This is a genomic window from Evtepia sp. (genome assembly GCF_056797215.1).
In genome coordinates this window covers 28,861-53,943 of record NZ_JBQILM010000009.1, presented here as the reverse complement: position 1 = coordinate 53,943, position 25,083 = coordinate 28,861, and the positions used below count along the sequence as shown (strand labels likewise).

The 25,083-nt window shown below is 54.8% G+C and carries 25 protein-coding genes and 1 pseudogene; 10 read left to right on the top strand and 16 right to left on the bottom strand.

The window, feature by feature from the left end; genetic code table 11:
* Positions 1–333: 333 nt before the first annotated feature.
* Positions 334–654 (top strand): helix-turn-helix domain-containing protein, encoded by a 321-nt coding sequence (locus ACTOZL_RS03545; protein ID WP_482476705.1) that lies wholly within the window; start codon positions 334–336, stop codon positions 652–654.
* Positions 655–977: 323 nt separating this feature from the next.
* On the opposite strand, the gene ACTOZL_RS03540 is transcribed toward ACTOZL_RS03545, so the two are convergent.
* The 7 genes from ACTOZL_RS03540 to ACTOZL_RS03510 all read right to left on the bottom strand — a co-directional run bounded on the left by ACTOZL_RS03540 (position 978) and on the right by ACTOZL_RS03510 (position 5,559).
* Positions 978–1,514: a hypothetical protein gene (locus ACTOZL_RS03540; protein WP_482476704.1), complete on the bottom strand. Its 537-nt coding sequence runs from the start codon at positions 1,512–1,514 to the stop codon at positions 978–980.
* 16 nt (positions 1,515–1,530) lie between these two features.
* A complete protein-coding gene (locus ACTOZL_RS03535; protein ID WP_482476703.1) occupies positions 1,531–2,037 on the bottom strand; it encodes a hypothetical protein in 507 nt (168 codons plus the stop codon).
* Positions 2,038–2,074: 37 nt separating this feature from the next.
* Complete coding sequence (locus tag ACTOZL_RS03530) at positions 2,075–2,287, bottom strand: hypothetical protein (RefSeq protein WP_482476702.1); 213 nt, start codon at positions 2,285–2,287, stop codon at positions 2,075–2,077.
* Positions 2,288–2,412: 125 nt separating this feature from the next.
* Complete coding sequence (locus ACTOZL_RS03525) at positions 2,413–2,550, bottom strand: hypothetical protein (protein WP_482476701.1); 138 nt, start codon at positions 2,548–2,550, stop codon at positions 2,413–2,415.
* 15 nt (positions 2,551–2,565) lie between these two features.
* On the bottom strand, positions 2,566–4,077 hold the full coding sequence (locus ACTOZL_RS03520) for a hypothetical protein (protein ID WP_482476700.1): 1,512 nt from the start codon (positions 4,075–4,077) through the stop codon (positions 2,566–2,568).
* A 315-nt stretch (positions 4,078–4,392) separates the two neighbouring features.
* Positions 4,393–5,175 carry an enoyl-CoA hydratase/isomerase family protein gene (locus tag ACTOZL_RS03515; RefSeq protein ID WP_482476699.1) on the bottom strand — a complete coding sequence of 261 codons (783 nt, stop codon included), beginning with the start codon at positions 5,173–5,175 and terminating at the stop codon, positions 4,393–4,395.
* Positions 5,176–5,376: 201 nt separating this feature from the next.
* On the bottom strand, positions 5,377–5,559 hold the full coding sequence (locus tag ACTOZL_RS03510) for a hypothetical protein (protein ID WP_482476698.1): 183 nt from the start codon (positions 5,557–5,559) through the stop codon (positions 5,377–5,379).
* 144 nt (positions 5,560–5,703) lie between these two features.
* On the opposite strand from ACTOZL_RS03510, the gene ACTOZL_RS03505 reads away from it, so the two are divergent.
* Entirely contained in the window at positions 5,704–5,904 is a 201-nt protein-coding gene (locus ACTOZL_RS03505; protein ID WP_482476697.1) for a ribbon-helix-helix domain-containing protein, read from the top strand.
* Between the two features lie 74 nt (positions 5,905–5,978).
* On the opposite strand, the gene ACTOZL_RS03500 is transcribed toward ACTOZL_RS03505, so the two are convergent.
* The 3 genes from ACTOZL_RS03500 to ACTOZL_RS03490 all read right to left on the bottom strand — a co-directional run bounded on the left by ACTOZL_RS03500 (position 5,979) and on the right by ACTOZL_RS03490 (position 8,491).
* A complete protein-coding gene (locus ACTOZL_RS03500; protein ID WP_482476696.1) occupies positions 5,979–7,088 on the bottom strand; it encodes a response regulator transcription factor in 1,110 nt (369 codons plus the stop codon).
* Positions 7,089–7,353: 265 nt separating this feature from the next.
* Positions 7,354–7,899 carry a rubrerythrin family protein gene (locus ACTOZL_RS03495; protein ID WP_482476695.1) on the bottom strand — a complete coding sequence of 182 codons (546 nt, stop codon included), beginning with the start codon at positions 7,897–7,899 and terminating at the stop codon, positions 7,354–7,356.
* A 91-nt stretch (positions 7,900–7,990) separates the two neighbouring features.
* Positions 7,991–8,491: a zinc-ribbon domain-containing protein gene (locus ACTOZL_RS03490; protein ID WP_482476694.1), complete on the bottom strand. Its 501-nt coding sequence runs from the start codon at positions 8,489–8,491 to the stop codon at positions 7,991–7,993.
* Positions 8,492–8,693: 202 nt separating this feature from the next.
* Between ACTOZL_RS03490 and ACTOZL_RS03485 the strand changes: the two genes are divergently transcribed.
* A complete protein-coding gene (locus ACTOZL_RS03485; protein ID WP_482476693.1) occupies positions 8,694–8,912 on the top strand; it encodes a helix-turn-helix domain-containing protein in 219 nt (72 codons plus the stop codon).
* A gap of 105 nt (positions 8,913–9,017) precedes the next feature.
* Here ACTOZL_RS03485 and ACTOZL_RS03480 read toward each other — a convergent pair whose 3' ends face one another.
* Together ACTOZL_RS03480 and ACTOZL_RS03475 are read right to left on the bottom strand one after the other, a co-directional pair.
* Positions 9,018–10,388 carry an S-layer homology domain-containing protein gene (locus ACTOZL_RS03480; protein ID WP_482476707.1) on the bottom strand — a complete coding sequence of 457 codons (1,371 nt, stop codon included), beginning with the start codon at positions 10,386–10,388 and terminating at the stop codon, positions 9,018–9,020.
* Between the two features lie 393 nt (positions 10,389–10,781).
* Positions 10,782–11,165 (bottom strand): annotated as a pseudogene (locus ACTOZL_RS03475) (YDG domain-containing protein); the annotation flags it as partial.
* A gap of 395 nt (positions 11,166–11,560) precedes the next feature.
* Here ACTOZL_RS03475 and ACTOZL_RS03470 point away from each other — a divergent pair.
* The 7 genes from ACTOZL_RS03470 to ACTOZL_RS03440 all read left to right on the top strand — a co-directional run bounded on the left by ACTOZL_RS03470 (position 11,561) and on the right by ACTOZL_RS03440 (position 20,357).
* Positions 11,561–12,697, top strand: coding sequence for a THUMP domain-containing class I SAM-dependent RNA methyltransferase (locus tag ACTOZL_RS03470; protein ID WP_482476692.1), 1,137 nt, complete (start codon positions 11,561–11,563; stop codon positions 12,695–12,697).
* A 194-nt stretch (positions 12,698–12,891) separates the two neighbouring features.
* On the top strand, positions 12,892–13,179 hold the full coding sequence (locus tag ACTOZL_RS03465) for a co-chaperone GroES (RefSeq protein ID WP_482476691.1): 288 nt from the start codon (positions 12,892–12,894) through the stop codon (positions 13,177–13,179).
* 30 nt (positions 13,180–13,209) lie between these two features.
* Positions 13,210–14,847, top strand: coding sequence for a chaperonin GroEL (groL, locus tag ACTOZL_RS03460; RefSeq protein WP_482476690.1), 1,638 nt, complete (start codon positions 13,210–13,212; stop codon positions 14,845–14,847).
* Between the two features lie 412 nt (positions 14,848–15,259).
* Positions 15,260–16,546 (top strand): LysM peptidoglycan-binding domain-containing protein, encoded by a 1,287-nt coding sequence (locus tag ACTOZL_RS03455; RefSeq protein ID WP_482476689.1) that lies wholly within the window; start codon positions 15,260–15,262, stop codon positions 16,544–16,546.
* A gap of 233 nt (positions 16,547–16,779) precedes the next feature.
* Positions 16,780–17,850, top strand: a complete 1,071-nt coding sequence (locus ACTOZL_RS03450; RefSeq protein ID WP_482476688.1) for a TAXI family TRAP transporter solute-binding subunit — start codon at positions 16,780–16,782, stop codon at positions 17,848–17,850.
* A 42-nt stretch (positions 17,851–17,892) separates the two neighbouring features.
* The gene (locus ACTOZL_RS03445) at positions 17,893–18,339 is read left to right on the top strand and encodes a DUF1850 domain-containing protein (protein ID WP_482476687.1); all 447 of its coding nucleotides are present in this window, start codon (positions 17,893–17,895) and stop codon (positions 18,337–18,339) included.
* A 29-nt stretch (positions 18,340–18,368) separates the two neighbouring features.
* Positions 18,369–20,357, top strand: a complete 1,989-nt coding sequence (locus ACTOZL_RS03440) for a TRAP transporter permease (protein ID WP_482476686.1) — start codon at positions 18,369–18,371, stop codon at positions 20,355–20,357.
* A gap of 89 nt (positions 20,358–20,446) precedes the next feature.
* Here ACTOZL_RS03440 and ACTOZL_RS03435 read toward each other — a convergent pair whose 3' ends face one another.
* From ACTOZL_RS03435 to ACTOZL_RS03420, 4 genes are all read right to left on the bottom strand, one after another.
* On the bottom strand, positions 20,447–21,589 hold the full coding sequence (locus tag ACTOZL_RS03435; RefSeq protein ID WP_482476685.1) for an acyl-CoA dehydrogenase family protein: 1,143 nt from the start codon (positions 21,587–21,589) through the stop codon (positions 20,447–20,449).
* A gap of 473 nt (positions 21,590–22,062) precedes the next feature.
* Entirely contained in the window at positions 22,063–23,439 is a 1,377-nt protein-coding gene (locus ACTOZL_RS03430) for a TolC family protein (protein ID WP_482476684.1), read from the bottom strand.
* 119 nt (positions 23,440–23,558) lie between these two features.
* Entirely contained in the window at positions 23,559–24,191 is a 633-nt protein-coding gene (locus ACTOZL_RS03425) for a single-stranded DNA-binding protein (protein ID WP_482476683.1), read from the bottom strand.
* A gap of 71 nt (positions 24,192–24,262) precedes the next feature.
* On the bottom strand, positions 24,263–25,072 hold the full coding sequence (locus ACTOZL_RS03420; RefSeq protein WP_482476682.1) for a ZIP family metal transporter: 810 nt from the start codon (positions 25,070–25,072) through the stop codon (positions 24,263–24,265).
* Positions 25,073–25,083 lie beyond the last annotated feature (11 nt).

Genomic DNA, 25,083 nt, shown 5'->3' with positions numbered 1-25,083 from the left:
TAGAAAAAATAGAGTGAAGAATTATAACATAGTATATTTCTGTCGATAAAAATTTATAGCAAGAGGGGATGCAATGCCTTGGGAATCAGCGTTGAACTGGGGCTAAAACAAATAGCCGCCACCCCGAGCTGTCACACGAAGGAACGGCTGGCGCACTGGGGCTGCGGCTGAGAGGAGGATGAGAGCAGCGGGCCAAAGTAAGGGCTGCAAGCGAATGGTAGAGGAGGCGATGACCCGGCACGGTTCGCCCAATGATAGATCAATACACAAGCGGAAGGAGAGCCTTTGCAAGCGTCCTTCCGGCATGGGTAGTAAATCCATATTTTACGAACTATGGAGGAATTACTTATGCGAGCATACCACAAAGCTGTAGCGGCCTATCTTGGCAAACGGATGAAAGAGAAACGAGATAATTTGGGGTATACCCAAGAGAAGATGGCGGAGATATTAGAGGTAACTGCCCGTATGTATGGGAACTATGAGCGCGGTAAGTCTGCGTGTTACGTCGATGTTTTTTTCGTATTTGCGGCGATGCTTTCCACAGAGGAATGGCTTGCGCTCCACGACAGGATTCGTGAAGGCTTCAAGTGCCAGGAAGAAGAGGGGGCAGGGGCACTGGAAGGAAGAGACCGCCAAGACCCAGCAAAATTGTAACCTATATTTAATATAATTATAATATAGGGTTTCTTGTTTGTCAAGAAAAGATGCTGGACATGACAGTGTGGAAAAAGTGAGTACCTATGTTAGTGGTGGTGACCTGGGCGGGGACTGTCCTGGGACGGTTGACTGTCCGCTCTGCGCTAAACTTTTTGACGGGTACTCTTTTGTGGGCCGTGGCTTGTGTTTTATGTGGTGAATGAACAGAGCCACGGGGCGCTGTGTTGTCAACCTTTCCCTCACGAGCTAGTTGGCATTGGGCAAAAAACTGGCGGCGAGGATATCGTGCCCTCGCCGCCAGTTTGCCCGCTGGGGTGGTTTTATTCTACCGGGTCCAGCGTCACCGCAGCCCGGATTTTGATAAAATTTGCAAAGGTATCTGGATCCCCGAAGGTGAAGCTATCCCTGCGGAGCATGTGGGCCATATTCCCACTGGTGAACAGGAAGAAATGCCCTGCATCCAGGTTGCCGTTTTTCACGCTGATATACCGGAACTCGTTCTTGCCGGAGACCTCGTCCTCCTCCTCAAAGTGGTCGTTGTAGAAGCGATAGGTCAAGACCAGGCCCTTGTTTGGGTAGCGCTGCCAGGACCGCCGCTCCATCCCCCGCCGGTCTGCCCGGCGCAGCAGGAGTACGCCCATAAGGAGACAAAATACCATCAGGCAGAGACTAGCCAGAGAGAGAATCCCAGATAGGGGCATGGCGACCCCGGCGGCGATGAGGAGCACGCCGAAGACAGGGTAGCCAATCCGCCGGGCCATGCGCAGGCCCTTTTCCGGATGCTGGCGGTACTCCAACACCCGGACCAGGGCTGCGACATCGGTCTGGTCATAGACCATTTTGATCTGATATTTCACGGCAAGTCCCTCCCGATCATACCGCTTCCTGTTCCCCGGCTGGGCTGGTTTCCTGGGCCTTGGCGGCCTCGGCCTCCGCCCGGAGCTCCCGCCTGCGCTCCTTTTTCAGTTGGTTCAGGTAGTCTGGAGGGACTACGTTGGAACCGTTGGGGTTGCGGAGAAATTCGATGACCTTTTGGGCGATGTCCTCTGTGGAGGGGTGTACCACCACTAGGTTGTTTTCATAGGCATACCAGTAGCTGCGCTTGACCTCTGGCATATCCTTGGTGAACAGCTGTAGGCAGGCGTGGCGGACGGTAGTGGCAGGGGTATAAACCACTTTGATGATGTCATTGAAGGGGATCACTCTGGATTTCTCCTTCAATTTGGTCCGCCCCAGGGCGTGAAGGACACAGTAGTCCAGATATATGTCTAAGCGGGTGGAGCCTCCGGGGAGCCAGAACAGCAGGCCCTTGCGTACCTCCCGGCGGTAGGCCTCCTTTTTTTCCGCTTTCTTTTCTCGTTTAGATTTTCGACCGAACATGGTGTTTCTCCCTTCTATCGCGTTGTTGGACGCTGGGTTACAGCCGTCCCTTGCACCTGGGGCAGTTGGTGGCGCTGGGGGACAGGCCGATCATAACCTTGCCGCAGTGGGGACAACGGCCCAAAAGCAGGGAAAACAGAGCACCCATGGCCACCATGATCCCACCCAGCAGCACCTTGGTCAACAGGATGAGAATGCAGCCGCAGACCATGATGGTCCGCCCGGTTTTTCTTGCTTGCTTGTTATCCATGGAGAGCCCTCCTTTTCCCCTTTGGAGAAGGGGGAATTCTTGTATCCGAAGGACCCCCGGCCCCTGTGGCCGGGGGTCCTTTCAATGAATGAGTGATCAGGAAATCGTTGGGGATTGTCTTGGGTTTATTCTGCTTCTGCGTCAGTTTCCACCTTGGGGGCAGGTTCCTGGCCGTAGGGGTTGTTGGGGTCGGCGGAGTCGCAGCCGGCCAGAAGGGCAAGGCTCAAAGCCATTGCCAGGCAGAGTGCGATGATCTTTTTCATGGTGGCAAATCTCCTTTATCTGTTGGCTTTTGCCAGCTTCTTGGCGTCGGCAGCAGCGTCCTTGGCGGCAACTTCTTCAAATTCAGCGCGGGTGTTGTGGATGTAGATTTCCAGGCCTTCCTCCACATTGGCCCGGCGCTCGTCCCGCTTCATGTTGAGGATTTCCATGACGATGCACAGGACGATACCCACGAACAGGCCATAGGACGGGTTGGCGCACACGCCGATGGCGCCGGCGGTGATGCCGGCCACGCCGCGCTCTACGTTGGTGCGGCACATGTTGATGCCCACGTAGAAGGAGCCAAAGGCCTGGATCATCAGGGTCTGGGCCATGGCTAGGGGCAGGATGGGCCGGATCAGGGCCATTAAGGGTACGATGAGCTGGCAGATCCACTTGGTGGTGTTAAAGGTGCAGGAGCCGCCGAAGATGGAGTACATGTTCTCCTTGCCAGTCTTGTAGCGCTCAGCCACAGACACAGTCATGGCAGACCACAGGGGGCCGGACATGGTGCAGGTGGGGCTGAAGAAAGCCTCAATCAGGTTACGGAAGCCGCAGCACATGTTGGTACGGTCTGGGTTCACATCAATGTACTCGTCCTCACGATAGCGCTTGGTGTCCTCCATGAAGGCGGTGCCGCCCACGATATCACCGAAGGCGATAACATAGCACATGATAGCCATGGGGAAGTCCTTGGCCAGGATTTCCAGGGGCGGGAGCCCGATGCCCACGATGGAGAAGTTCTGCCAGACCCACATCAAGCCGGGGATGGGGTTGAACCAGAAAGCGTGTACGTCGGAGAAGTCCGGCAGCTCACATTCGCCGATGGCCATGGCGATGATACCGGCCACGATGATGGCGGGGACGAAACCGGCCTTGGTCAGCAATTTGATGGCCCTATTTTTGCTGCTGAACTTCACCTTGCCGAAGCCGTTGGAGAAGAGCAGGAACAGGCCTAGGGCAATGCCGATGGACCAAGAGATGGGATACATGAAAAAGCCCTTACCGCCGTCAGCCAGGGAACGGAAGCCGTAGCTCCCGGCGCAGGCGGCGAAGCCGGAGCCTATCAAAATACCGGCCTTCAAGCTCTGGGGGCACAGGTCCACCAGCTTGGTGGCGATGCCTGTGACGCCGAAAATGACATACATCAGGCCCAGGATCAGCTCCATCCCCACCAAGGCATAGGCCCGGTCGGGGCCCGGCTCATAGTTGAGAAGGAAAGCGGTAATCAAGGGCACGGCGGGGGTAATCCATCCGCCGATCAACGGGTCGCCCAGGGTGTTGTTGACCATGTACAACAGCTCATGGACGAACACGATGGATAGGGCGATCTCAAAGGTGAAACCAAACAGGTCCTGCAAGTAAGCGGTGGCTGCGGAACCGGTCATAAAGACGACGAGGGCCTGGACCATTTCGGGAATTTCCCACTCATAATGCACGAAGGGGATACGCAGGTCAAATTTCCAAATCTTGATACAGGGTTGCTTCTCTCCGTCCTTACGCCGCGCACTGGGCAGCATAAGATTCATTTCTTTTTCCCTCCAAATCTTTTCAAAATACGGAAACGCGGGCTGCTCTTTTTTCGGTCTCGCCTCCTAACGTCTTGCGATGGATTCTCCTGAAGTACGGGCACACGGGTGAACTGCGCAGCAAAAGACGCTGGTAGGACAGGCCTGAACAGGTACAAGGAGTGGCTGCTATATGGTCCAGCTGGGGGATGGGGCCATACAGGATTGTATTTCCTAACCAGCGAAATGGGGAGCCCGTTGCGCTGGGTCAGGGCGAGGGAAGATTACTCTATTTAGAGTAGAAGAGAAGGGGGTGTTAGAGGGCGATTCTACTCTTTATCGGGTAAACACCGGCATTCTCTTCTCGAAGAACGCCTCCACCCCTTCCTTGTAGTCGTCGGTGTTGGAGACCAGGGCTTGGGAGAGGGCCTCCATGTGCAGAGCGGTATGAATGTCCATCTCATTGCAGCGGCTGAGCATCTTCTTCGCTACAGAGAAGGCAAAGGAGGGCCCGGCAGCCAGCTTTTGGGCTGCGGCGTAGGCTGTGGCCAGTACCTGGGCGGGCTCCACCACCTGGTGGACGATGCCCAGGGAGAGGGCCTCTTGGGCGTCCAACTTTCGGTCCATGAAAATGATTTCCTTGGCCTTGGAGACGCCCACGATCCGCGGCAGCAGGTAGGTCCCGCCCACGTCAGGGATCAGGCCCACATGGCCGAAGCTCTGGGAAAAGGTGGCGTCTGTGGCTGCCACAGCCAGGTCCGCAGCCAGCACGATGTTCATACCGGACCCGGCGGCGATGCCGTTTACCGCAACCACCACCGGTTTGTCCAGCTCCGCCAGCAAAACGATGAGCCGGTTGGCTGCCTCGATATGCCGGTAAAATGCCTCCTGCCCGCCATATCCATCTTTCAGTTCCCCCAGGTCCAGCCCGGCGCAGAAGCCACGGCCTTGGCCGGTGAGCAACACGGCGCGGATCTCTTGGGAGGCTTCGATTTCCCGCAACCGCTGGGCCAGTTCCTGGAACATGGGTGCGGTGAGCGCATTGAGTAGTTTCGGCCGGGACAGGGTCAGGATTGCGACCCCTTCTTGGTCTACTGTGATAGACAAGGTTTTTTCCATGGTCGAACCTCCTTTCGTTTTCTGCGTTCAGTATACTAGGGTCAAAACCCGCCCGCATCAGCCGTTTGACGTACTCTAAACCGCCCTTTTTGCGAAAATGGGATGATATTCCGTGTGACCAACTCATCCGTTCGGAGTAGTAAGCTTGTTAGAAAAGAGTTGTTTTCAAGTGGTTTGATTTCATGAGAAATTAGATGGTAGTTAAGATGCTTCTCGACACTCTTTTTTCGTTTTTTCTTCCGCTGCCTTCAACCCAAGGGCAAAGACATACCGGAATACTTCAGAATAGGGCTTGTTGTAAAACTTCTCCCGTTTCAAGCTGTCCAACCCCTGTTCCAGGTCAGGGGGGATGGATACCATAATGCGTCTTGTATTCGCTGCCATGGGATGGCCTCCTTTCGGTGTAGTGAATCACTGAACCGCATACCATTATAGTGGTTCAGTGAATCTCTGTCAAGAAAATTGTCGGGGAATTGCATCTTTACATAACTGGTTCACTGCGGTATAATCATCACTGAGGTGATGGATATGGCGACTGATAAGCCCAGGTACACGGTTTCCGTGACCAACGAGATGTTCGAAGCCATTGAGGACTTCCGCTTCAAAAACCGGTATCAGACCCGTTCGGAAGCTACGGCGGAGCTCATCCGCCTGGGACTGGAACAGCTCAAAAAAGAAGAAGGAAAAACGGACGAAAAAAACACAGCCTCTGACGCAAAGGCTGAGTGAAACGGCTGTTTTTCGGGGAGAGAAAAGACCCTGCGCCATCGGCGCAAGGTCTTTGTTCCAACTGGGGCGGAGGGCTATTTCAATTTGGAAAGTAACTCGTTTCGCCCAGACACACCGCACTTGGCATAGATGTTTTGCAGATGGGTCTTGACGGTAAAGGGGCTGATGTCCATGGCGTCAGCGATTTCAGTGTTGTTTAGGCCGGCGGACAGGTGGTCCAGAACGGCTTTCTCCCGTGAAGTGAGCTGCTTTAGCGCAGCCAACATTTGGGGGGAGTGGACCTTTTCCTGGCGGATTAAAAAGATCAGATAGAGGTATTGGCCTGGATTGATGACGGTCCGGCTCTGGTTGCTGATCTCTTTGCTATAGAACTTGAACTGATGGAGGAGGCATTCCACCTTGATCTCCTCCGGCGCGGAGATTATTTTGGAACCGAAATAATTCAAAAGCTTCTGGCCCCACAGATAATGCTCCGGGGTATCTGCGGTGTCGCGGGTGACGAAGCTGTCCACGATGCTGCCATTCTCATAGATGTATTGAGCATAGTCGTTGAATGTGTGGTTTGCTTTGAGGATCTTGCCGTTGTGGTCCAGCAGGGCTACGCCCAGGGAGAGATGGGAGAAATATTCGTCAAAATGATAGGCCAGGGACATCATCTCCCGGTTTTTCCTGTTCTCCAGGTACTGCTTGGTAATAAAGGGCTCGATCTCGGAAAAGATTTCCAGCTCTTCTGGGGTGAAATCCCCCGCCGCCTCCGGGCGGAAGAGGCTGATCATGGCGTAGAGTTCCCTTTCCTTGCGGAGGAAGATACAACATTGGTAGGCGATTCCCAGGGAGCGGAGATATTGATAATACGGGGTGTGGGCCCGCTCTTCCGGGGAGAGCAGCGCGGTGAGGGAGACGACGCTTTTCTTCTGTTTCCCCTTCAAGCGGCTACGGATATCGAACTTGACAAACTGGTCCATATAGGTGCTCACTTGGTTTGGCGGCAGGTCCCGCACGATGTAATTGTATTGCAGGGCGCTTTCGCTGTCCGGGTCCTTTTGGTAGGTGACAGCCAGGGAGGTGGAAACGTGGAAATGCTGTTCAAACAGTTGCAGGATATCCCGCAGGAGCGTGCCATTTCTGGTGGGCATTTGCCGAAGAAAGCGGAGCACGGATAGATAGGCTTGGCTTGTCAGCATCGTTAAGACCTCCTTCGGATCGACCGCTGCGTTACAAGGCTAGACTTGGCCCTGTAGGTCAAAATTATTATGTCATGTAGTATAATACCAGGGGAAATAATAGTCAATAGTTCGATTTGAGAAGAAAAGAGCCAACTGATCCGAATAGAAGATCAGTTGGCTCTTCTTATAAAACACTTTGTCAAAGTAATAGGAGTGGAGAGGACGGAATACTCCGGTAAAGCTTACTTTGTATTTTTTGCTTATGATACATATTATATAGTATTTATACGTAATATTCCGCGTATTCAAAGGAGCCAATGGCCCCGCAGGTGTCGCAGACGTCGGGGCGGGTTTCAAACAGCGCACCGCAGAACTGACAGCGATAGCCCTCTTTTTTCTCCATGGGTTCCGGAGTGGCAGCGGCTTTTTCTGCCGGCGTACCCAACTTGGTCAACAGGGTCATGAAGCGCTTTTCGTGGCTGCGCTCAATGGCGGCGACCTTTTCAAACATGGCAGCCAAATCCTCCAAGCCATCCTCACGGGCTTGACGGGCGAAGTCTGGGTACATATCGTGCCACTCCATGTACTCACCCTGGGCGGATTGCATGAGGCATTCCTTTGTGTCCGTGGGCTTGCCGAAAATCTGCTCGAACCAGAACTTGGCGTGCATCATTTCGTTTTTTGCCATTTGTTCAAAGGCTACGGCAACGTCTTCGTTCCCATTATCCCGCGCCACTTGGGCAAAAAATGTGTACTTGTTACGGGCGATGGATTCCCCGGCCAGTGCCTTTTGAAGATTTTCAGCTGTTTTTGTATGCTCTAATCCCATGATAACATACCTCCTATAAGTTCAAGTTTCGGAAGGGCCCATCTAAAGGCCCCTCCGCTTTTTGCTATTATAGCATATGGAGGCGGGATTGTCATATCATTTTCCAGCCGGAGGGATGTTTCTCTCCACTGGCCAGTGCCCCGGCCCTCTGCACGTTCTTCCCGCGCCCAGCACACACTGGGCACCCTGTCTTTTGCTTCCGGGCGCGGGAGTAGACCACGGCTTTCCAAACATGCCCTTCTGGACATACCCACCAGACCTTCCGCCGGCTCCCGGTGGTTACATCTTTGGGGGTCAGTGTACCGTTGAGGCTGGGGTGCCACTGGGCTGCCAGGGCTGGATACTGGGAGGCCAGGTCGTTCTCCCCGGGCCATGCCCGTTTCCCAGCACAGTAAGGGCAACCACTGCCGCTGGTGCGGACATACACCGCCGCCGCCCAGTGGTGGCCCTTTTCACAGGTCCACCATACCGTCTGCTTGCTGCCGTAGGAGAGGCCGGTGGGGGTTAGGCGCCCGTTTTTTTCCAGGTCCCACTGCTGAAGCAGGCTTTCCCGCCTGTGCTCTACACAGTAATCATATAGTGTTTTCTTCATCGGCTTCTCCCTGGAACGGTTGTTTCAGCGTGTTAGGTGGGAAGACTCCCGGGAATGTCCCTGTATGATCCCGTTCCTTTTTGCAAAACATAAAAGGGGTAGACCGTCCATTGGTTGGTTGGTTTTAGTCATATATGGCTAGAATGGCATTTTTTTGCATGTTTCATGGTAATGTTAGGTAAAAGTGGGTGATAGCTTGGGAATGTATAGACGTCTGAGAGACCTACGAGAAGACAATGAACTGACACAACAAGACGTTGCGGGGATTTTAGGGACCTCGCCCCAATATTATCAAAAATATGAATCTGGCGTCCGGCCGATCCCTGTGGAACGGTTGGAGATTCTTGCGGATTACTATAAAACGTCTACAGATTATCTATTGGGACGCACACCGGTGCGGGAACCATATCCTAAGCGGTAATAGAAAAGACACAGCGCGAACGGCCTCCGAGAGGAAGTCAGTTCGCGCTGTGTTGATGTGTGCGGTTCTGTACGGAGTATTCCTGAGACAGAATATGACCAAGCATCAAAATAGTGCATATTTTTGGCAGAAGCGTTGGAGGATTGCGGCCATTTCTGCCCGGGTGGTGGAGGCGGTGGGGTCTAAGATTTGGTCAGACTTTCCTGAAATCAGGCCCACAGCATTGGCCCAGGAGAGGGCATCCATAGCATAGTCGCTGATCTGGTTCCGGTCAGCAAACTGTACCAGGTTTCCCCGAGCGGAGACGTCAAAATTTTTATAGGTGGCGTAACGGTACAGGATGGTGGCCAACTGCTGCCGGGAGAGGTTGTCCTCGGGGCCGAAGGACTCTGGGGTGTAGCCGCTGGCAATGCCATACCAGGAGGCCCAGGAGACGGGGGCGGCGTAATATGCGGAGGGAGGCACATCGGCATAGTGGGATTGGTTGCTGGCGGGGGGTTCCCCATCTGTGCGGTAGAGGATGGTGACCATCATCCCTCGGGTGGTGGTGTCGTTGGGGGAAAAGCTGTTTTGGCTGGTGCCCACCATGAGGCCGTTTTGACAGACGAAGGCAACACTGTTTGAGAACCAATCGCTGGCCTGTACATCAGAGAATGTGGGGCCGTCTACCTGATTTGGGGGCTTGGTGGCGAAGGAGGCGGTTATGGTGACAGGGCCGCCTGGCATAGAGAAGACATAGCGGCCGTTCCCCTTGTCAGCGACCACCAGTTGGATGCCTTGATAGTTGACCGTAGGCGTTCCTGGGACAAAGCCCTCCTTGGCGATGGCGGTGAGGGTCACAGTGGCCCCCTCCTGCGCACTTTGATGGCTGGCAGAGAGGGTCCCGTTTGCAGCCTGGTGGATGGTAATGGGGAAATCCTTCACTTCTTGGATGGTCAACCTGCCCACAATGTAGGTGATATCCCCTTGATAGTTCCCCCCGGCCGGGGCTTCCGCCCCCACAGGATGGATGGCGACGGTTCCGGGCTTGCTGGTGTCTGGGGTGGAGGCATAGACCAGGGCAGGGAGGGTGCGGAGCTGGTCATTGCCCACTAGGCCGGAGATTTTGTAGTCCGCATGGGTGAGGCTGGGGGCAGCTTCGCCCACTTTGATGGTTTTGTTGGCTGCTGTGATGGTGAGCTTGGCGGGGTTCACTGTGATAACCTTTGCGTCAGACTGCTGCATTTGATATGTTTTGTCCCCGGCCTTGTAGGCGGTGACCCAGACCGTCCCCACCCGGGCGGCCTGGAGCCTGCCGTTTTGGTCAATGGTCCCGCTGCCCGTGCCGCCAGTGATGGCGTAGGTCACGGCACCGCTGCCAGAACCGCCCACGACGCCTAAGTCGAGGCGCTCCCCGTAAACAATAGCGCTGCTGCCGGTGACAACTAGCGGGTCCTGCCGCTTGGTCCCCGTTTCCGTATTGTCTCCGGGCTCCACGGGCTTTGTGTCGTCAGGGTCTTGCGTGCCGTCCCCGGGAGTGGGAGGGTTGGGTTTATCCGCAGAGTCTGTAGTAATTGTCACAGTGATATAACCATGCCCACTGTTATACTCAGGAGTCCCATCAGAATTTACGTCAAGAGGATCGATATAAACTTCCACTCTTGCTTGCCCAGTTTCCGTGCCGGAGGACAGTATGCCCTGTTTGAGCTGGCACCCGTTTGCTTCGACGGGATCCATCAGGAAGTTAAGCCGCTCGTCTCCTCTATACCCGGATACCAGGGTTTTTAGGTCCAGGCGTTTGCCGCCAGTTTTGAGTTCGGCGTGTGTTTTAATTTGCGGTTCTACTGGGGTGATGGAGCCACAATTTTTCAGAGTAATCGTGTTTTCTGGTAAAAGATAGTTTCCTTTATCTGGCCCGGAGAGCTTCAAGCCATCAATGATAATATCTTTTTCAGTGCCAACATAGCGGCTGTTATACTTGGCGGAGTCATAGGTTATGGTAATACTATCTTCTTTTTCGCTTTCTTGATCGACCAATGGCGAGATGGCTTTTAAGTGTGGATAGGCGCTGGCATTCCCATCATATATTTTATCGCATGAGCTAGTAGCCAGAGTCACGCCGCTTAAGGGATACGGAGTGATTTCGTAACTTATTGTTGCAGTACCGGTATAATTTCCTTTTCCGCTTATGGTGATAGAGTAGGTGCCCACGTTTTTCCCAGCATTGTACGTTGTATCGTAGTCTGATGGGTCCAGGTCCTCCCCATTGAGCATGACAATGAAATCGGGGATCCATTTGCTGCCATCATATACATGGATGTTGCTTCCTAAAAATTGAATATCGGCATTTGAAATAGAATTTTCTTGTGCCTTAACTGATGTAGAAAAGGAGAATAGGATAAAAACGGCAAGGAAGGATACAGAAAAACTAAAGGTTTTCGACAGGTTGGTTTTCATAATGGTGACCTCTCTTTCTGGTAGTCATATTAGGCTTCTGTCGTACTATGTTCATAATTTTACCACAAAAAATTGACATTTTCCAACGAAGTTCGACATATTAAAACAGAAAGAAGAAAGGGTTTGCCAAAGCAGGAAAAAACAGGTATAATCTCTTGGCGGAGGGGAACACCCTCCTTGGATGCTAGGCCCCGAAAGAGAGAGGAACGAGAATGGAGAAATTGACCTTTGTGATCCCAACCTTGTTGGGTGTGGAAGGGCTCACCGCCGACGAGCTGCGGCGTTTGGAGATGGAGGATGTCCGCGTGGAAAATGGCCGGGTATTCTGCCAAGGAACCCCGAAAGATATCCCCCGGCTGAACCTGAACCTGCGGACAGGGGAGCGGGTTCTTTTGCTGTTGGGCAGCTTCCCAGCCCAGAGCTTTGACCAGCTCTTTGAGGGGACAAAGGCCTTGCCCTGGGAAGCGGTGATCCCGGCAGATGGGGCGTTTCCGGTGAAGGGGTTCAGCCTGAATTCCGCACTGCACAGTGTCCCCGCCTGTCAGTCTATTGTGAAAAAGGCGGTGGCGGTCCGCCTGGGGGAGCGCTTCCATCGGGAGACCTTGCCGGAGACAGGGAGCCTTTACCAGATACAGTTCTCTATCATGAAGGATGTTGCTTCTCTGATGTTGGATACCACCGGCCCAGGCCTGTATAAGCGGGGCTACCGGGCCACAGGGGTGGCTGCACCCCTGCGGGAGACCTTGGCCGCGGCCCTGGTGTTACTCTCTGGCTACCGGGGGCGTGACCCCTTCTGTGACCCCTTCTGCGGCTCAGGTACCATTGTGATCGAGGCGGCATTGATCGCCAAGAACCGGGCGCCGGGGCTGAACCGCAGCTTTTCCGCCCAGCGGTGGGCTTGGCTGCCGTCCAGCGTCTGGGTGGACGGGGCAGGGGAGGCCATGGACCGGGAATACGACGGGGTGTACGATATTTGGGGTGGTGATATTGACCCCCAGGCCATTGCCATTGCCCAGGGCAATGCCATCAAGGCGGATGTAGAGGACTTGGTCCGCTTTACCCAGGCGGATGCCCGGAAATTCTCCCGCCAGGAGCCCTATGGCCGCATTGTCTGTAATCCACCCTATGGGGAACGCCTGATGGAACGCCAGGAGGCGGAACAACTCTACCAGGATTTTGGCAAAACAACCTTGGGACTGCCAAAAGGCTGGAAGCTCCATCTGCTTTCTTCCCACACGGAATTTGAACGGAGCTTTGGGCGAAGTGCCGATAAGAAACGGAAACTATACAATGGAATGCTGAAGTGCGACCTGTTTCAATATGGAGTGAAACGGCTTCGTAAGCCTTGAATACAGAGGATTTTGGCCGTATTTCTCTAAAGTGCACAAAAAAAGAATGGAATTTTCTCCCCATTTCAGAAGTTTCCATGTTGCAGAATCCCAGCGGGAAGGGTATTATAATACTTGACTTAGCACTCAGGATAAAAGAGTGCTAAACCGGAACTTGTGAAAGATTTTTTGAATGATATAAGGAGGAGCGCAAAATGACTCTGAAACCTCTGGCTGACCGTGTTGTCATCAAACGCCTGGAAGCGGAAGAAACCACCAAGGGGGGCATCATCCTCACCGCAGCATCCAAGGAGAAGCCCGACATGTCCATCGTGGTTGCAGTAGGCCCCGGTGGCCTGGTGGATGGCAAGGAAGTGAAGATGATTCTCAAGCCCGGTGATAAGGTGATCACCAGCAAGTACATGGGCACCGACGTGAAGGTGGACGGCGAAGAGCTGACCATCGTGAAGCAGAGCGACATCGTCGCTGTTGTGGAAGACTGATCCTCTAAAATCGAAAGGAGTTACTATACTATGGCAAAGCTGCTGAGTTATGGAGAAGAGGCCCGCCAGGCATTGGAGCGCGGCGTGGACCAACTGGCCAATACCGTGAAAGTTACCCTTGGCCCCAAGGGCCGCAACGTGGTTCTGTGGAGAGCCTATGGCACCCCCCTGGTTACCAACGATGGTGTGACCATCGCCAAGGAGATCGAGCTGGAAGACCCCTTTGAGAACATGGGCGCCCAGATGGTGAAGGAAGTCTCCACTAAGACCAACGATGTGGCCGGCGACGGCACCACCACCGCCACCCTGCTGGCCCAGGCCATCATCCACGAGGGCCTGAAGAACCTGGTGGCCGGTGCCAACCCTGTGGTGATGAACAAGGGCATGGCCAAGGCTACCCGCGCCGCTGTGGAGGCCATCAAGAAGAACTCCCAGCCTGTGAACGGCAGCGAAGATATCGCCCGTGTGGGCACTGTCTCCTCCAGCGATGAGCGCATCGGCACCCTGATTGCCGAGGCCATGGAGAAGGTGGGCACCGACGGGGTTATCACTGTGGAAGAGTCCAAAACCGCCGAGACCTACAGCGAAGTGGTGGAGGGTATGCAGATTGACCGCGGCTTCCTCTCTCCCTATATGGTGACAGATACCGAGAAGATGGAGGCTGTCCTGGACGATCCCCTCATCCTTCTCACTGATAAGAAGATCAGCAACATCCAGGAGATCATCCCCGTGTTGGAGCAGGTTATCCAGTCCGGCAAGAAGCTCTTGATTATGGCTGAGGACGTGGAGGGCGAGGCCCTGTCCACCCTGTTGGTCAACAAGCTCCGTGGCACCCTGAATGTCCTGTGTGTCAAGGCCCCTGGCTTTGGTGACCGCCGCAAGGAGATGCTTCAGGATATCGCTATCCTCACCGGTGCCCAGGTGATTTCCTCTGACTACGGCCAGGAACTCCACGACGCCGACATCAGCATGCTGGGTACTGCCCGCCAGGTGAAGGCCGGGAAGGAGACCACCATCATCGTAGACGGCGGCGGCAGCAGCGATGCCATCAAGGAGCGCACTGCCATGATCCGCAACGAGTATGACCGCTCCACCTCTGAGTTCGACCGGGAGAAGCTCCAGGAGCGCCTGGCCCGTCTCTCCGGCGGTGTGGCTGTCCTCCGCGTGGGTGCTACCACTGAGACCGAGATGAAGGAAAAGAAGCTGCGCATTGAGGACGCCCTGAATGCCACCCGCGCTGCTGTGGAAGAGGGCATCGTCGCTGGCGGCGGCACGGCCTATGTCAACGCCATCACCGAGGTGGAGAAGCTCATCGACCAGGTGGAGGGCGATGAAAAGACCGGCGTACAGATCATTTGCCGCGCCCTCACTGCCCCCCTGCGTCAGATTGCCACCAACGCTGGTCTGGATGCCTCCGTTATCCTGGAGAAGGTCCGCAGCAGCAACGAGACCGGTTATGGCTTCGACGCCTATAAGGAAGTGTATTGCGACATGATTGCCAACGGTATCGTGGACCCCACCAAGGTGACCCGCTCTGCCTTGGAGAACGCCGCTTCCATCTCCGCTATGCTCCTGACCACGGAAGCCCTGGTGGGCGACCGTCTGGCACCTCCCTCCGCCACCGGTGCGGGAATGCCTGCGGCTGATATGAGTGGTGCAATGTACTAAGAAGCGCGGAGCCGTCGCGAGCAGCGGGCTAAGACCGGAGCGCAGGCAGAAGCCCAAGGAAGGGCCAAAGGCCCTGGATGGGTTCTGCCGGAGTCGGAGGTCTTAGAGCCGCGTCAGCGAGCAGGCGCAGCGTGACATCAGGAAGCGCGGAGCCGTCGCGAGCAGCGGGCTAAGACCGGAGCGCAGGCGAAGCCCAAGGAGGTGCCGCAGGCCCTGGATGGGTTCTGCCGGAGTCGGAGGTCTTAGAGCCGCGTCAGCGAGCAGGCGCAGCGTGACATCAGGAAGCGCGGAGCCGTCGCGAGCAGACAAAGCGTAAACACCCCCACGAAATAAAGATCATATAGCCCCCCGTTCCCCAATATACTGAGGGGACGGGGGCTTTTTGCGCCCTGAGAACTGAGGGAGTGATTGCATGATCTATGTGGTAAAATCGGGAGACAGTTTAAGCGCCATTGCCCGGCAATACGGCACCTCCGTCTCCCGCCTGCGCAGTGACAATGGCCTGCTGCCTGACCAGCCCCTGGTTCCAGGTCAAGCCCTAGAGGTGTTGCAACCTATGTCTACCTACACCGTGAAGCCAGGGGACACCCTGTACAGTATCGCCGCCCAAGGGGGCCTTTCCGTCCTGGAATTGCTGCAATATAACCCTGTCTTAGCCCAGGGGCAGCCACTGTTCCCAGGGGAAACCCTGGCACTGGGCCTGGAAGGGGAGCGGAAGGGCCCGTATACCATCAATGGCTATGCCTACCCCCATGTCCGCCCCCATGTGCTTCGACGGGCTATGCCGTTCCTCACAGACCTCTCTGTTTTTTCCTATGGCTTTCGGGAGGATGGCAGCCTGATTGCCCCCCAGGACCGGATGTTGTTGGCGGAGGCAGAGCGCTTTGGCGCAGGGACTATGCTGGTCCTGACATCCACGGACGAAAATGGCAGCTTTTCCACCCAACATGCCAGCCGGCTCTTTCGGGATCAACGCTTGCAGGACAAGGTCTTGGACAACCTCTTAGAGGTGATGTTGGAAAAAGGATACCGGGGGTTGGATGCTGACTTTGAATACATTGCCAAGGAGGATGCCAGTGCCTACCATGCCTTCTTAGGCAATGCCAAGGAACGGCTCCATAGGGAGGGTATGGTCCTCCATGTGGATTTGGCCCCAAAGGCCTATGCAGGCCAACCCGGCCTACTATATGAGGGCCACGACTACGGTATCATTGGTTCCCTTGCCGATTCGGTACTACTGATGACCTATGAATGGGGATATGCTTACGGAGGGCCCATGGCAGTGGCGCCATTGCCACAGGTGGAGGAGGTGCTCCGCTATGCCCTGACCGAAATCCCAGCCTGGAAGATTCAGATGGGAGTGCCCAATTATGGCTATGACTGGATGCTGCCTTACATGGAGGGGCAGCGGGCAACCACAGTGGGAAATCAGGAGGCTGTGCTCCTAGCTTCCCAAGTGGGGACAGAGATTCAGTTCGATGAATCGGCCCAGGCCCCGTTCTTTCATTATTCTCGAAACGGGAGAAGGCATGTGGTTTGGTTTGAGGATGCCAGAAGTATTGCAGCAAAGCTCAGTCTAGCCCGGGAGCTGTCCCTGTCGGGTTGGGCCTATTGGAATCTCCTGCGGCCCTTCCCTCAAAACTGGGCACTGGTGAGCAACAACATCCTGGTGCGGCGGCGAAATATGTCGCTTATTTAGGGGTGGCCTCCTGGGGATGGATAATCGTTTGTTAGAGCAAAATGCAGGAAATGTTTCAAAAATTTCAAAAGCATATCATATTTCACAAAGAGGGCTTTGGGAATCTATGTGAATTGTATTCAGAAGAACCTTGCAATTTTGCCATAAATTGTGTATAATGAAACAGTCAACACGCGAAACGGGGCGCGATCTCCGGGTCGGCCCCCAAAACATTCTAAGGAGGAAATCTTAAGATGAAAAGAATTCTTGCACTGATTCTTGCCGGCGTGCTGGTCCTGGGTCTTGCTGCCTGCGGCAACAGCGATCCCGCGCCTGCAACAGATGGTGAGGGCAGCGGCGATTCCGCTGGCGTTACCAAGCTGAGCATGGCCACCGGCGGCACGTCCGGCACCTACTATGGCTTCTGCGGCGTTGTATCTCAGGTCCTGAACGAGAAGTTGAGCGACACCCTGAACATCAGCGTGCAGTCCACTGGCGCTTCCAGCGCAAACATTGACCTGGTGGATACCAATGGTAACCAGCTGGCCATCGTGCAGAACGACGTTATGTACTATGCAAATTCTGGCACCGATATGTACGACGGCAAGGAGCCCATCACCAGCTTCTCCGCTGTGATGTCCTGCTATCCTGAGCACGTGCAGATCATTGCCAACAAGAACATCACTTCCATTGCCGACCTGAAGGGTAAGAAGGTCAGCGTGGGCGATGCCGGTTCCGGCGTGGAGTTCAACGCCCGCCAGATCCTGGCTGCCTATGATATCGACATTGAGAACGATATCTCCAAGAACAACCAGAGCTTTGCTGACTCCGCTGACTCCCTGAAGAACGGCACCATCGACGCCGCTTTCGTGGTGGCTGGCTATCCCACCACCGCTGTCACAGAACTGGCAACCACCTATGACTTCAACCTCCTGTCCCTGGACGAGGAGCACGCCAACAAGCTGATGGAAGAGTATGGGTTCTACACCTATGACAAGATCCCCGCTGGCACCTATAGCTGCGTCACCGAGGATGTCCCTGCTATGGCTGTCATGGCCACCATCATTGCCAGAAATGACGTGCCTGAGGATGCCATCTATGCGCTGATCAAGGGCATCTTTGACAACAAGGAGCAGATCGCTGCTGGCAACACCAAGGGCAATGAGCTGGATATGGAAAAGGCCGTCTCCGGTATCAGCATTCCCTTCCATCCCGGCGCTATGAAGTTCTTCAAGGAGAACAACATTGCGATGCCTGATGCCGATGGCGAAGCTGACACAGCTGGCGACGCCGCTACCCCCGATGCTGACGAAGCTGCTGAATAAGTGAAGGCATCCGTAAAACTTACTACGGTCACAGCCGCCGTAATGATTTTCATTACGGCGGCTGTTTTCCTCTTTGGCTGTACCCAGGACAGTCCACAGCTGCTCCTTTCCAACGCAGAGGATGGTGAGGTCTATGCCTCTTATCCCTTGGGGGAGGGGGACAGCTTCGCCGTGGAATTCATCCACTCGGTGAACAAAAGCCCAGTGCGGGATGTCTATACCATCCAAGATGGGGCCATTTGGAACGAGGAATGTATTTATTACGGGTTCGGTGCCGGGGTAGAGACAGAGCTGGGAGAGGGGGAGACCCTTTCCTATGGCGAACATGGAGAGATGGTCATCTCTGGTATCCATAAGCCCATGGATGATATGGTCCTGGTGGTGGGGACAGTCTCCGACCACACCCTTTATCTGGGGGAGGAGACCATCAGCCTGCGGGACCTGTGCGGTCGGAACAGTAAGGTTCTGTTTCAATACAAAGAGGGATAACAAATGAGAGAGAAAAGGAGGTAGGTATCGTGCCGTTGTTTGGAAAGAAATCATTCAAGAAGGACCCGGAAGTGGAGTTTGCTTTCACGGAGATCGGAGAGGAATCCACGGTTGAGGCGGATGTACAAGCCGTCATGGAAAAATATGACCGGGAATCCAATGTCCGTATATGGGATGGCATTCCGAAATACGTTGTACGGTATATGCTGGTAGGCTTTGCCATTTACAGTGTGCTTTTGAACTTTGGAATTGACTGGGAGACCAGAATTGAGCGCGCTTCCTTCACGGGCCTGTTGGTCTTTTTGACCTTCATCGTGTTCCCTGCCCAAAAGGGTGCGCGCAAGAAGCTGAACTATATTCCCTGGTATGATGTGATCTTGGCAGTGTTAGGCGGCGGGAGCTACTTCTATTTTGTCTTTAATCTCCAGGACATCATTTCCAAGACCATCCGTCTGGATACCATGGATATCGTCATTGGTATCATCGGTGTGGTGGTCACGTTGGAGGCCTGCCGCAGGTCGGTGGGTATCCCCATTGTGCTTGTCTCCTCCGCGTTTATCATCTATATGATCGGCTTTGCGGGAAAACCCCTGGCCATCAACATTTATAACCTGTTTTACACCACTGAGGGCGTCATTGGTACGCCCATCCGCGCCTGTTCCACCTTCATCGTGCTCTTCGTAATTTTTGGCGCATTTTTGGAGCGGACAGGCATCTCACAGTTCTTCATAGAGCTGTCAAACTCCATCGCTGGCAGCTCCAGCGGCGGTCCGGCGAAGGTGGCGGTCATCTCCTCCGCCCTGTGTGGCATGGTCTCCGGTTCCTCTGTGGGCAACACGGTGACCACTGGTTCCGTCACCATCCCGATGATGAAGAAAAACGGCTACCGCCCGGAATTTGCCGGGGCCGTGGAAGCGGCCTCCTCCACCGGCGGGCAGATCATGCCCCCGATTATGGGTGCGGCGGCGTTCTTGATGGTGGAGTATGTGGGGGTGGATTATGGTGCCATCGCTGCGAGGGCTATCATTCCGGCAGTGCTGTACTTTGCTGGCATCTTCATCTCTGTCCACTTGGAAGCCAAGCGCATGGGCCTGAAAGGCATGTCCAGGGAAGAGCTGCCCAAGTTCGGCAAGCTGTTCCTGCGCAAGGGCTACCTCCTGCTGCCCCTGGTGGTGCTGGTCATTTTGATTATGAAGACCACCATGAGCCAGGCCGCTGTGGTGGCGACCGTCTTGGCCATCGTGGTGAGCATGTTCTCCAAGGACACCCGGATCAATATCCATAAGTTCTTTGACGCCCTGGAAAATGGCGCCCGGTCTACCCTTACCGTGGGTATCGCCTGTGCGGTGGCTGGTACCATTGCCTGCGTCATTACCACCACAGGCATCGGCAATAAGCTCATCTCTGCTATCGTAAACCTCTCCGGTGGGAATATGTTTATTGCCATGTTCCTGACCATGGTGACCTGCATCATCCTGGGTATGGGTGTGCCCACCACAGCAAATTACGTGATTATGGCCACCACCTGTGCCCCCATCCTCATCCAGATGGGTATGGCGAAACTGGCGGCGCACATGTTCGTGTTCTACTTCGGCATCGTGGCCGATATCACCCCTCCGGTGGCCCTGGCCGCTTATGCAGGCAGCGCCATCGCCAAGTCGAAGCCCATGAAAACGGCTGTGACTGCAACGACCTTGGCCATCGCGGCCTTTATCGTCCCATACTGTTTCGGTATGAACCCGGCGCTGCTGTTTGTGGACAGCACGATCCCGTCCTCCATCCAAGCGGTTGTTTCTGCCTTGGTGGGTGTGTTTGGGGTTGCCGCTGGCCTGCGGGGCTACGTGTTCTCCGACTTGAAGCTCTGGCAACGGCTCGTCATCATCGCTGGCGGACTGTGCCTGGTGTATCCGGGTACACCCACTGATATTGCGGGGATCGCAGTTGTGGCTGTGATCTGTGTACTCAGTAAGATGGCGGGGAAGCATCACAATGACAACACTCCAGTGGCAGATGCCTAAGGAAAGAAGTATAAAACAGCTAGATCAACAGAAAACGTGCGCTGCCGAAAAAACGGCAGCGCACGTTTTGTAACTTTATCAGGGTGGGTTTACACGAAGAGGCCCTTGGAGAGGACGATCTTTTGAATTTCGCTGGTGCCCTCATAGATCTGGGTGATCTTGGCGTCGCGCATCAGGCGCTCCACGTGATATTCTTTCATGTAGCCGTTTCCACCCATCATCTGCACAGCGTCGGTGGTCACGCGCATAGCGGTCTCAGCGGCGATGAGCTTGGCCTTGGCGGCGGACTCAGAGAAGGGCTTGTGGTTGTCCTTGTCGCAGGCGGCTTTATAGACCATGTACTTAGCCATCTCGATCTGGTTGGCCAAATCCACCATGCGGAATGCCAGGTGCTGGTTCTTATAAAGAGGCTTCTTGAACTGCTCACGGAGCATCATATACTTCCGGGCGATTTCAAAGGCTCCTTCTGCGATGCCCAGAGCCTGGGAGGCGATGCCGATACGGCCACCGTCCAGGGTCTTGAGGGCGGCGGGGAAGCCCTTGCCCGGCGGGGTAATCATGTTGGCGGCGGGGATATGTACATCCTGGAAGTGGAGCTCGCTGACCATGGCGCTGCGGATGCCCATGGTGTTGTGGCGCTCACCGATGGTGAAGCCGGGGGTGTTGCGCTCCACCACGAAGGTGGCCATGCTCTTGGCACCAGCCTCCCGGTCGGTGATGGCATACACGGCGAAGTAGTCAGACAGGGGGCCGTTGGTGATGAAGCACTTATCACCATTGATGATGTACTCATCACCCACCCGCTCGGCAAATGTTTTCATGCCGCTGACATCGGAACCGGCGCCAGGCTCTGTGAGGCCGAAGGAGCCAAAGTGGCCGTCGCGGATGACAGGGGGCATGAAGCGCTTAAGCTGCTCGTCTGTGGCCTCGGAGAAGTACAGGCTGCCGCCATACAGGGAGGTGGAGACAGAGTAGGAGACGGAGAGAGAGGGGTCGACCTTAGAGATTTCCTCTACGGCCAAGGCATATTCCATGTAGCCAAGGCCCTGTCCGCCGTATTCCTTGGCATAAGGTAGGCCAATGAAGCCCAGCTCGGACATCTCCTTGTAGAGGGAGAGGTCATAAACACGGGACTCATCCCGCTCCAAAACGCCAGGAGTGACGCGCTTCTCGGTGAAATCCCGCGCCAATTTCTGAATGGATAGCTGCTGTTCGTTCAGTTCAAAATTCATAACTTTTTTCTCCTCTTTCAGCATTGGTAAGAAGTAACCTGCTTGAACGGGAAAGCCGTCATTGGGGAATTTGTGCGGCAGCCAGTTCCGATCAAGAACAAATTTTGTATGCAATGCATACAATCTGACCTTATTCTACCACGGTAAAACGCGAAAATCAACGCGTTTTTTTTAATAGTCGATGTGAATAAATAAGAAAGAAAGGATGGAGGGAATGGAAATCCATGGACATATCACTGGCAAAGAGGTTCGGAAAATTGCGCATAAAGAAACGGCAGCGATATGGGTTCGCTGCCGTTCCTTTTGAAAAGAGAGAAAAGAGAGAGAAAAGAGAGTGTGTAAGTAGAGTCAGAAGTGATTTTTGTTTTCTGCTGCTTACAGGTGATATATTACCTTGGAATTATGACCAGAATATTGGAATCATGTTTCTAAATTATGAATTTGATTTCAAAATTGTAAACATTCCCTGGATTTTAACCACCCACGAGCCCTTGCTCCACAGCCTGACGGTAGTTGTGGTAAGCGGTAAACAGATCCAACTGGGCGGCGGCAACGTCCCGTTGGGCGCTGTCCACGGTGGCCTTGGCCTCTAGGAGCTTGCTCTGGGAGAGGTTGCCTTGCTGGAATTTCAACTCCTCGGCGGCGTAGCTCTGCTGGGCGTAGAGCAGGTCATTTTCCTTCACCGCCAAGGCAGTCTGGGCAGGGGGGATGGCCTGATAGAGCTTTTGGAAAGATAGCTCAAAGTCGGCAATGGTGGCCTGGTCCTTGTAGATAGCGGCCTGGTAGCTATGTTCCGCCATTTTGAACTGGTAGCTGTTCTTCCCATGGTCAGAGCGGGCGTCATTCATCTCGTCCTCCGCTTTCTCCACAGAGCGGGTGGAGGCGTAGAGGGTGTAGCTGTTGCTCTTGGCCTTGACTAGGTCAGCGCTGTAAGAGAGGATGAGTTGGCTGGGGGTGACGGAGGGGGTATCCGTGAGGGCGAGCACGCCGTTGGGGGTGTCCCCCAGCAGGGATTGGAGGGAGGATTTTAGGGTGGCAATGCTGTTGTCCAGGCTTTCCAAGGAGCTCTCCAAGGTGACAAGCCCATTTTTTACCTGGGTAAGGGTCAGTTGGGAGATTTGCCCCAGGTTGTACCGCAGTTCCATTTCTTCCGCTGTGCGCTTGGTGCTTTCCAGGGTATCCACCAGGGACTCCCGCTGCAATTGGGTGGAGAGGATGGTAATGTAAAGGGTCTCAGCACCTGTAACCGTTTGATCGATGGCAAAATCAATTTGCCGGGAGGTATCCTCAAGGGTTTTGGTATAGTCCTTTTTTTGTTGCTTTAGGTCATCAATTTGATCGTCTAAGGCTTCCACGTTGGCTTTCATACTGGCAGTTTGCATCTCTATGTAGACAGCCATTGTTTTTGCTGTACTGACACCGGTAATGGCCTCGGTCAATGGGCCAAGCATTTTAATGAGCGAATCAGCGTCTGTGATATTGGCTTTGATACTCTCAAGGGCTTTGGTTGCATTGGCGACACTGGCTTGCGCAGAGCTTGACATGGTAAGGATGCTAAATTCCAATTCGTCTTTCATATCCTCCACTTCACGAATGGCAGCATTCCAGTCCATGGCCTTGGCGGACTCCAAGCTCTCCTTGGCGGATTTGATGTTGAGGTTGTTCCCTTCTATCCGTGCGCCGATCTGGGAGAAGGTCAGGGAACCGGTGTCGGAGGGCGTGGAGGCATTGGTGGAGTTGCTGGAAGGCTTTGGACCGGGGGCAGTGTTCACCCGAAGGGCCAGGGCGGGGGTGCTCATGGAGAGGGCCAGGGCACAGGAGAGGCAAAGAGCCAGGGCTTGTTTTTTCATAGGGGAACCTCCGAAGTTACAGGGAATTGTTAGAATACGTACAAACAGTGTAGCGTATAACTGTGAATAAAATATGAACAAAAAGAAAAAACCGAAGGTCCTTAGACCTTCGGCGGAATTTAATAAGGAAGTGCCTGGGCGGGTTCCTGTTCTTCTGTTTCTTCCAAGGTGGTGATGGAGATCTCAAAGGCCGTCCGCTCCTGGGTGATGTCCCCGATGGACTTGAGATACGTCCGGCTTTGGAGCCGTCCGTCCAGCCACAGGGGGTCTCCCACGCTCAGCTTTCCGCAGTGGATGGCCAGGCCGCCCCAGGCGATACAGGGTAAGTAGTCCGCCCGGTGATAGCGGCGGTTTACTGCCAGCAGCAGGTCGCAGATATCCCGCCCCAGAGGGGTGCGGCGTAGGGTGGGGGGTTTACACAGCACCCCTCGAAGCTGGACTAGGTTACAGGGGGGCTCCCGGCTCTCGCTGAGGGAGCGGGCCAACACCGTGATGACCAGACGGCTGCCCACGCCGCTGCGGTTGTTGAAAGACCGGACCTCTCCCTCTACCTGTACGTAAGTCCCCTCTGGGGGGATGGGGGCCTCCTCTGGGGTGCGGGAGAGCAAGATGTTCAAACGGTCCTCCCGTCCAGACAAACGGGGGACGGAGAGGGGGAACCGGTAGAAATCAATGCCATGTACCCGGTGGGAAAATTCCGCTGTGCCGGCGATGGTCCCCCGCAGGACCACCCGGTTTTCCTTTTGTTCCATGTCAGACCGCCTCCTATGTGAGTGACTGTCTGACTATATGAATTTTGGATATCAAAAATGCAAGGATTTTATTATCCCAGGGCCACATCCATGACCATCATGATGGAGAAACCCACCAGGGTGAAGAGGGCCATCCAGTCTTTGTTTTCGTTGGTTTGACTCTCTGGGATCAATTCTTCTACGACGACGTAAATCATGGCTCCGGCGGCAAAGGCCAGGAGGAAGGGAAGGCAGGTGCGCACCTTCAAGACCAGCAAAGCCCCCAATACGGCTGCGATGGGTTCCACCACCCCGCTGAGCTGCCCATAGAAGAAGGATTTCCCTCGGGAGAAGCCCTCCCGGCGCAGAGGGACGCTCACGGCCATCCCCTCGGGGAGGTTTTGCAGGCCGATCCCCAGGGCCAGCAGCCAGGCACCGCCAGGAGTGCTGCCTTCCAGGCCGTAGGCCAGGGAGCCAAAGGCCACGCCGATGGCCATGCCTTCGGGGATGTTATGGAGGGTGATGGAGAAGATGAGCATAGCGCAGCGCTTCAAGCCGTGGTTTTCAGTCTGTTGGCCTAAGCTCCCCCGCTGGCTCAGATGGGTAAAGACCCGGTCTCCCACGAAGAGCAGGATACCACCGCTGATAAATCCTGCCAGGGCCATCATCCAGGCATTCATGCCTAAGGTCTCTGACATCTCAATGGAGGGGGCCAGCAGGGACCAGAAGGAGGCGGCGATCATCACGCCGCCAGCCATGCCCAACATGGCGTCCATGACATTGCGGTTGGGGGATTTAAGCAAAAAGACCACACAGGCACCCAGGGCGGTGATGCTCCAAGTAAACAAGGTGGCGATGAGCGCTTGGAGCGGAAACGCCAGGCAGAAAAAACCGTCAAGCATACGAGTCCTCC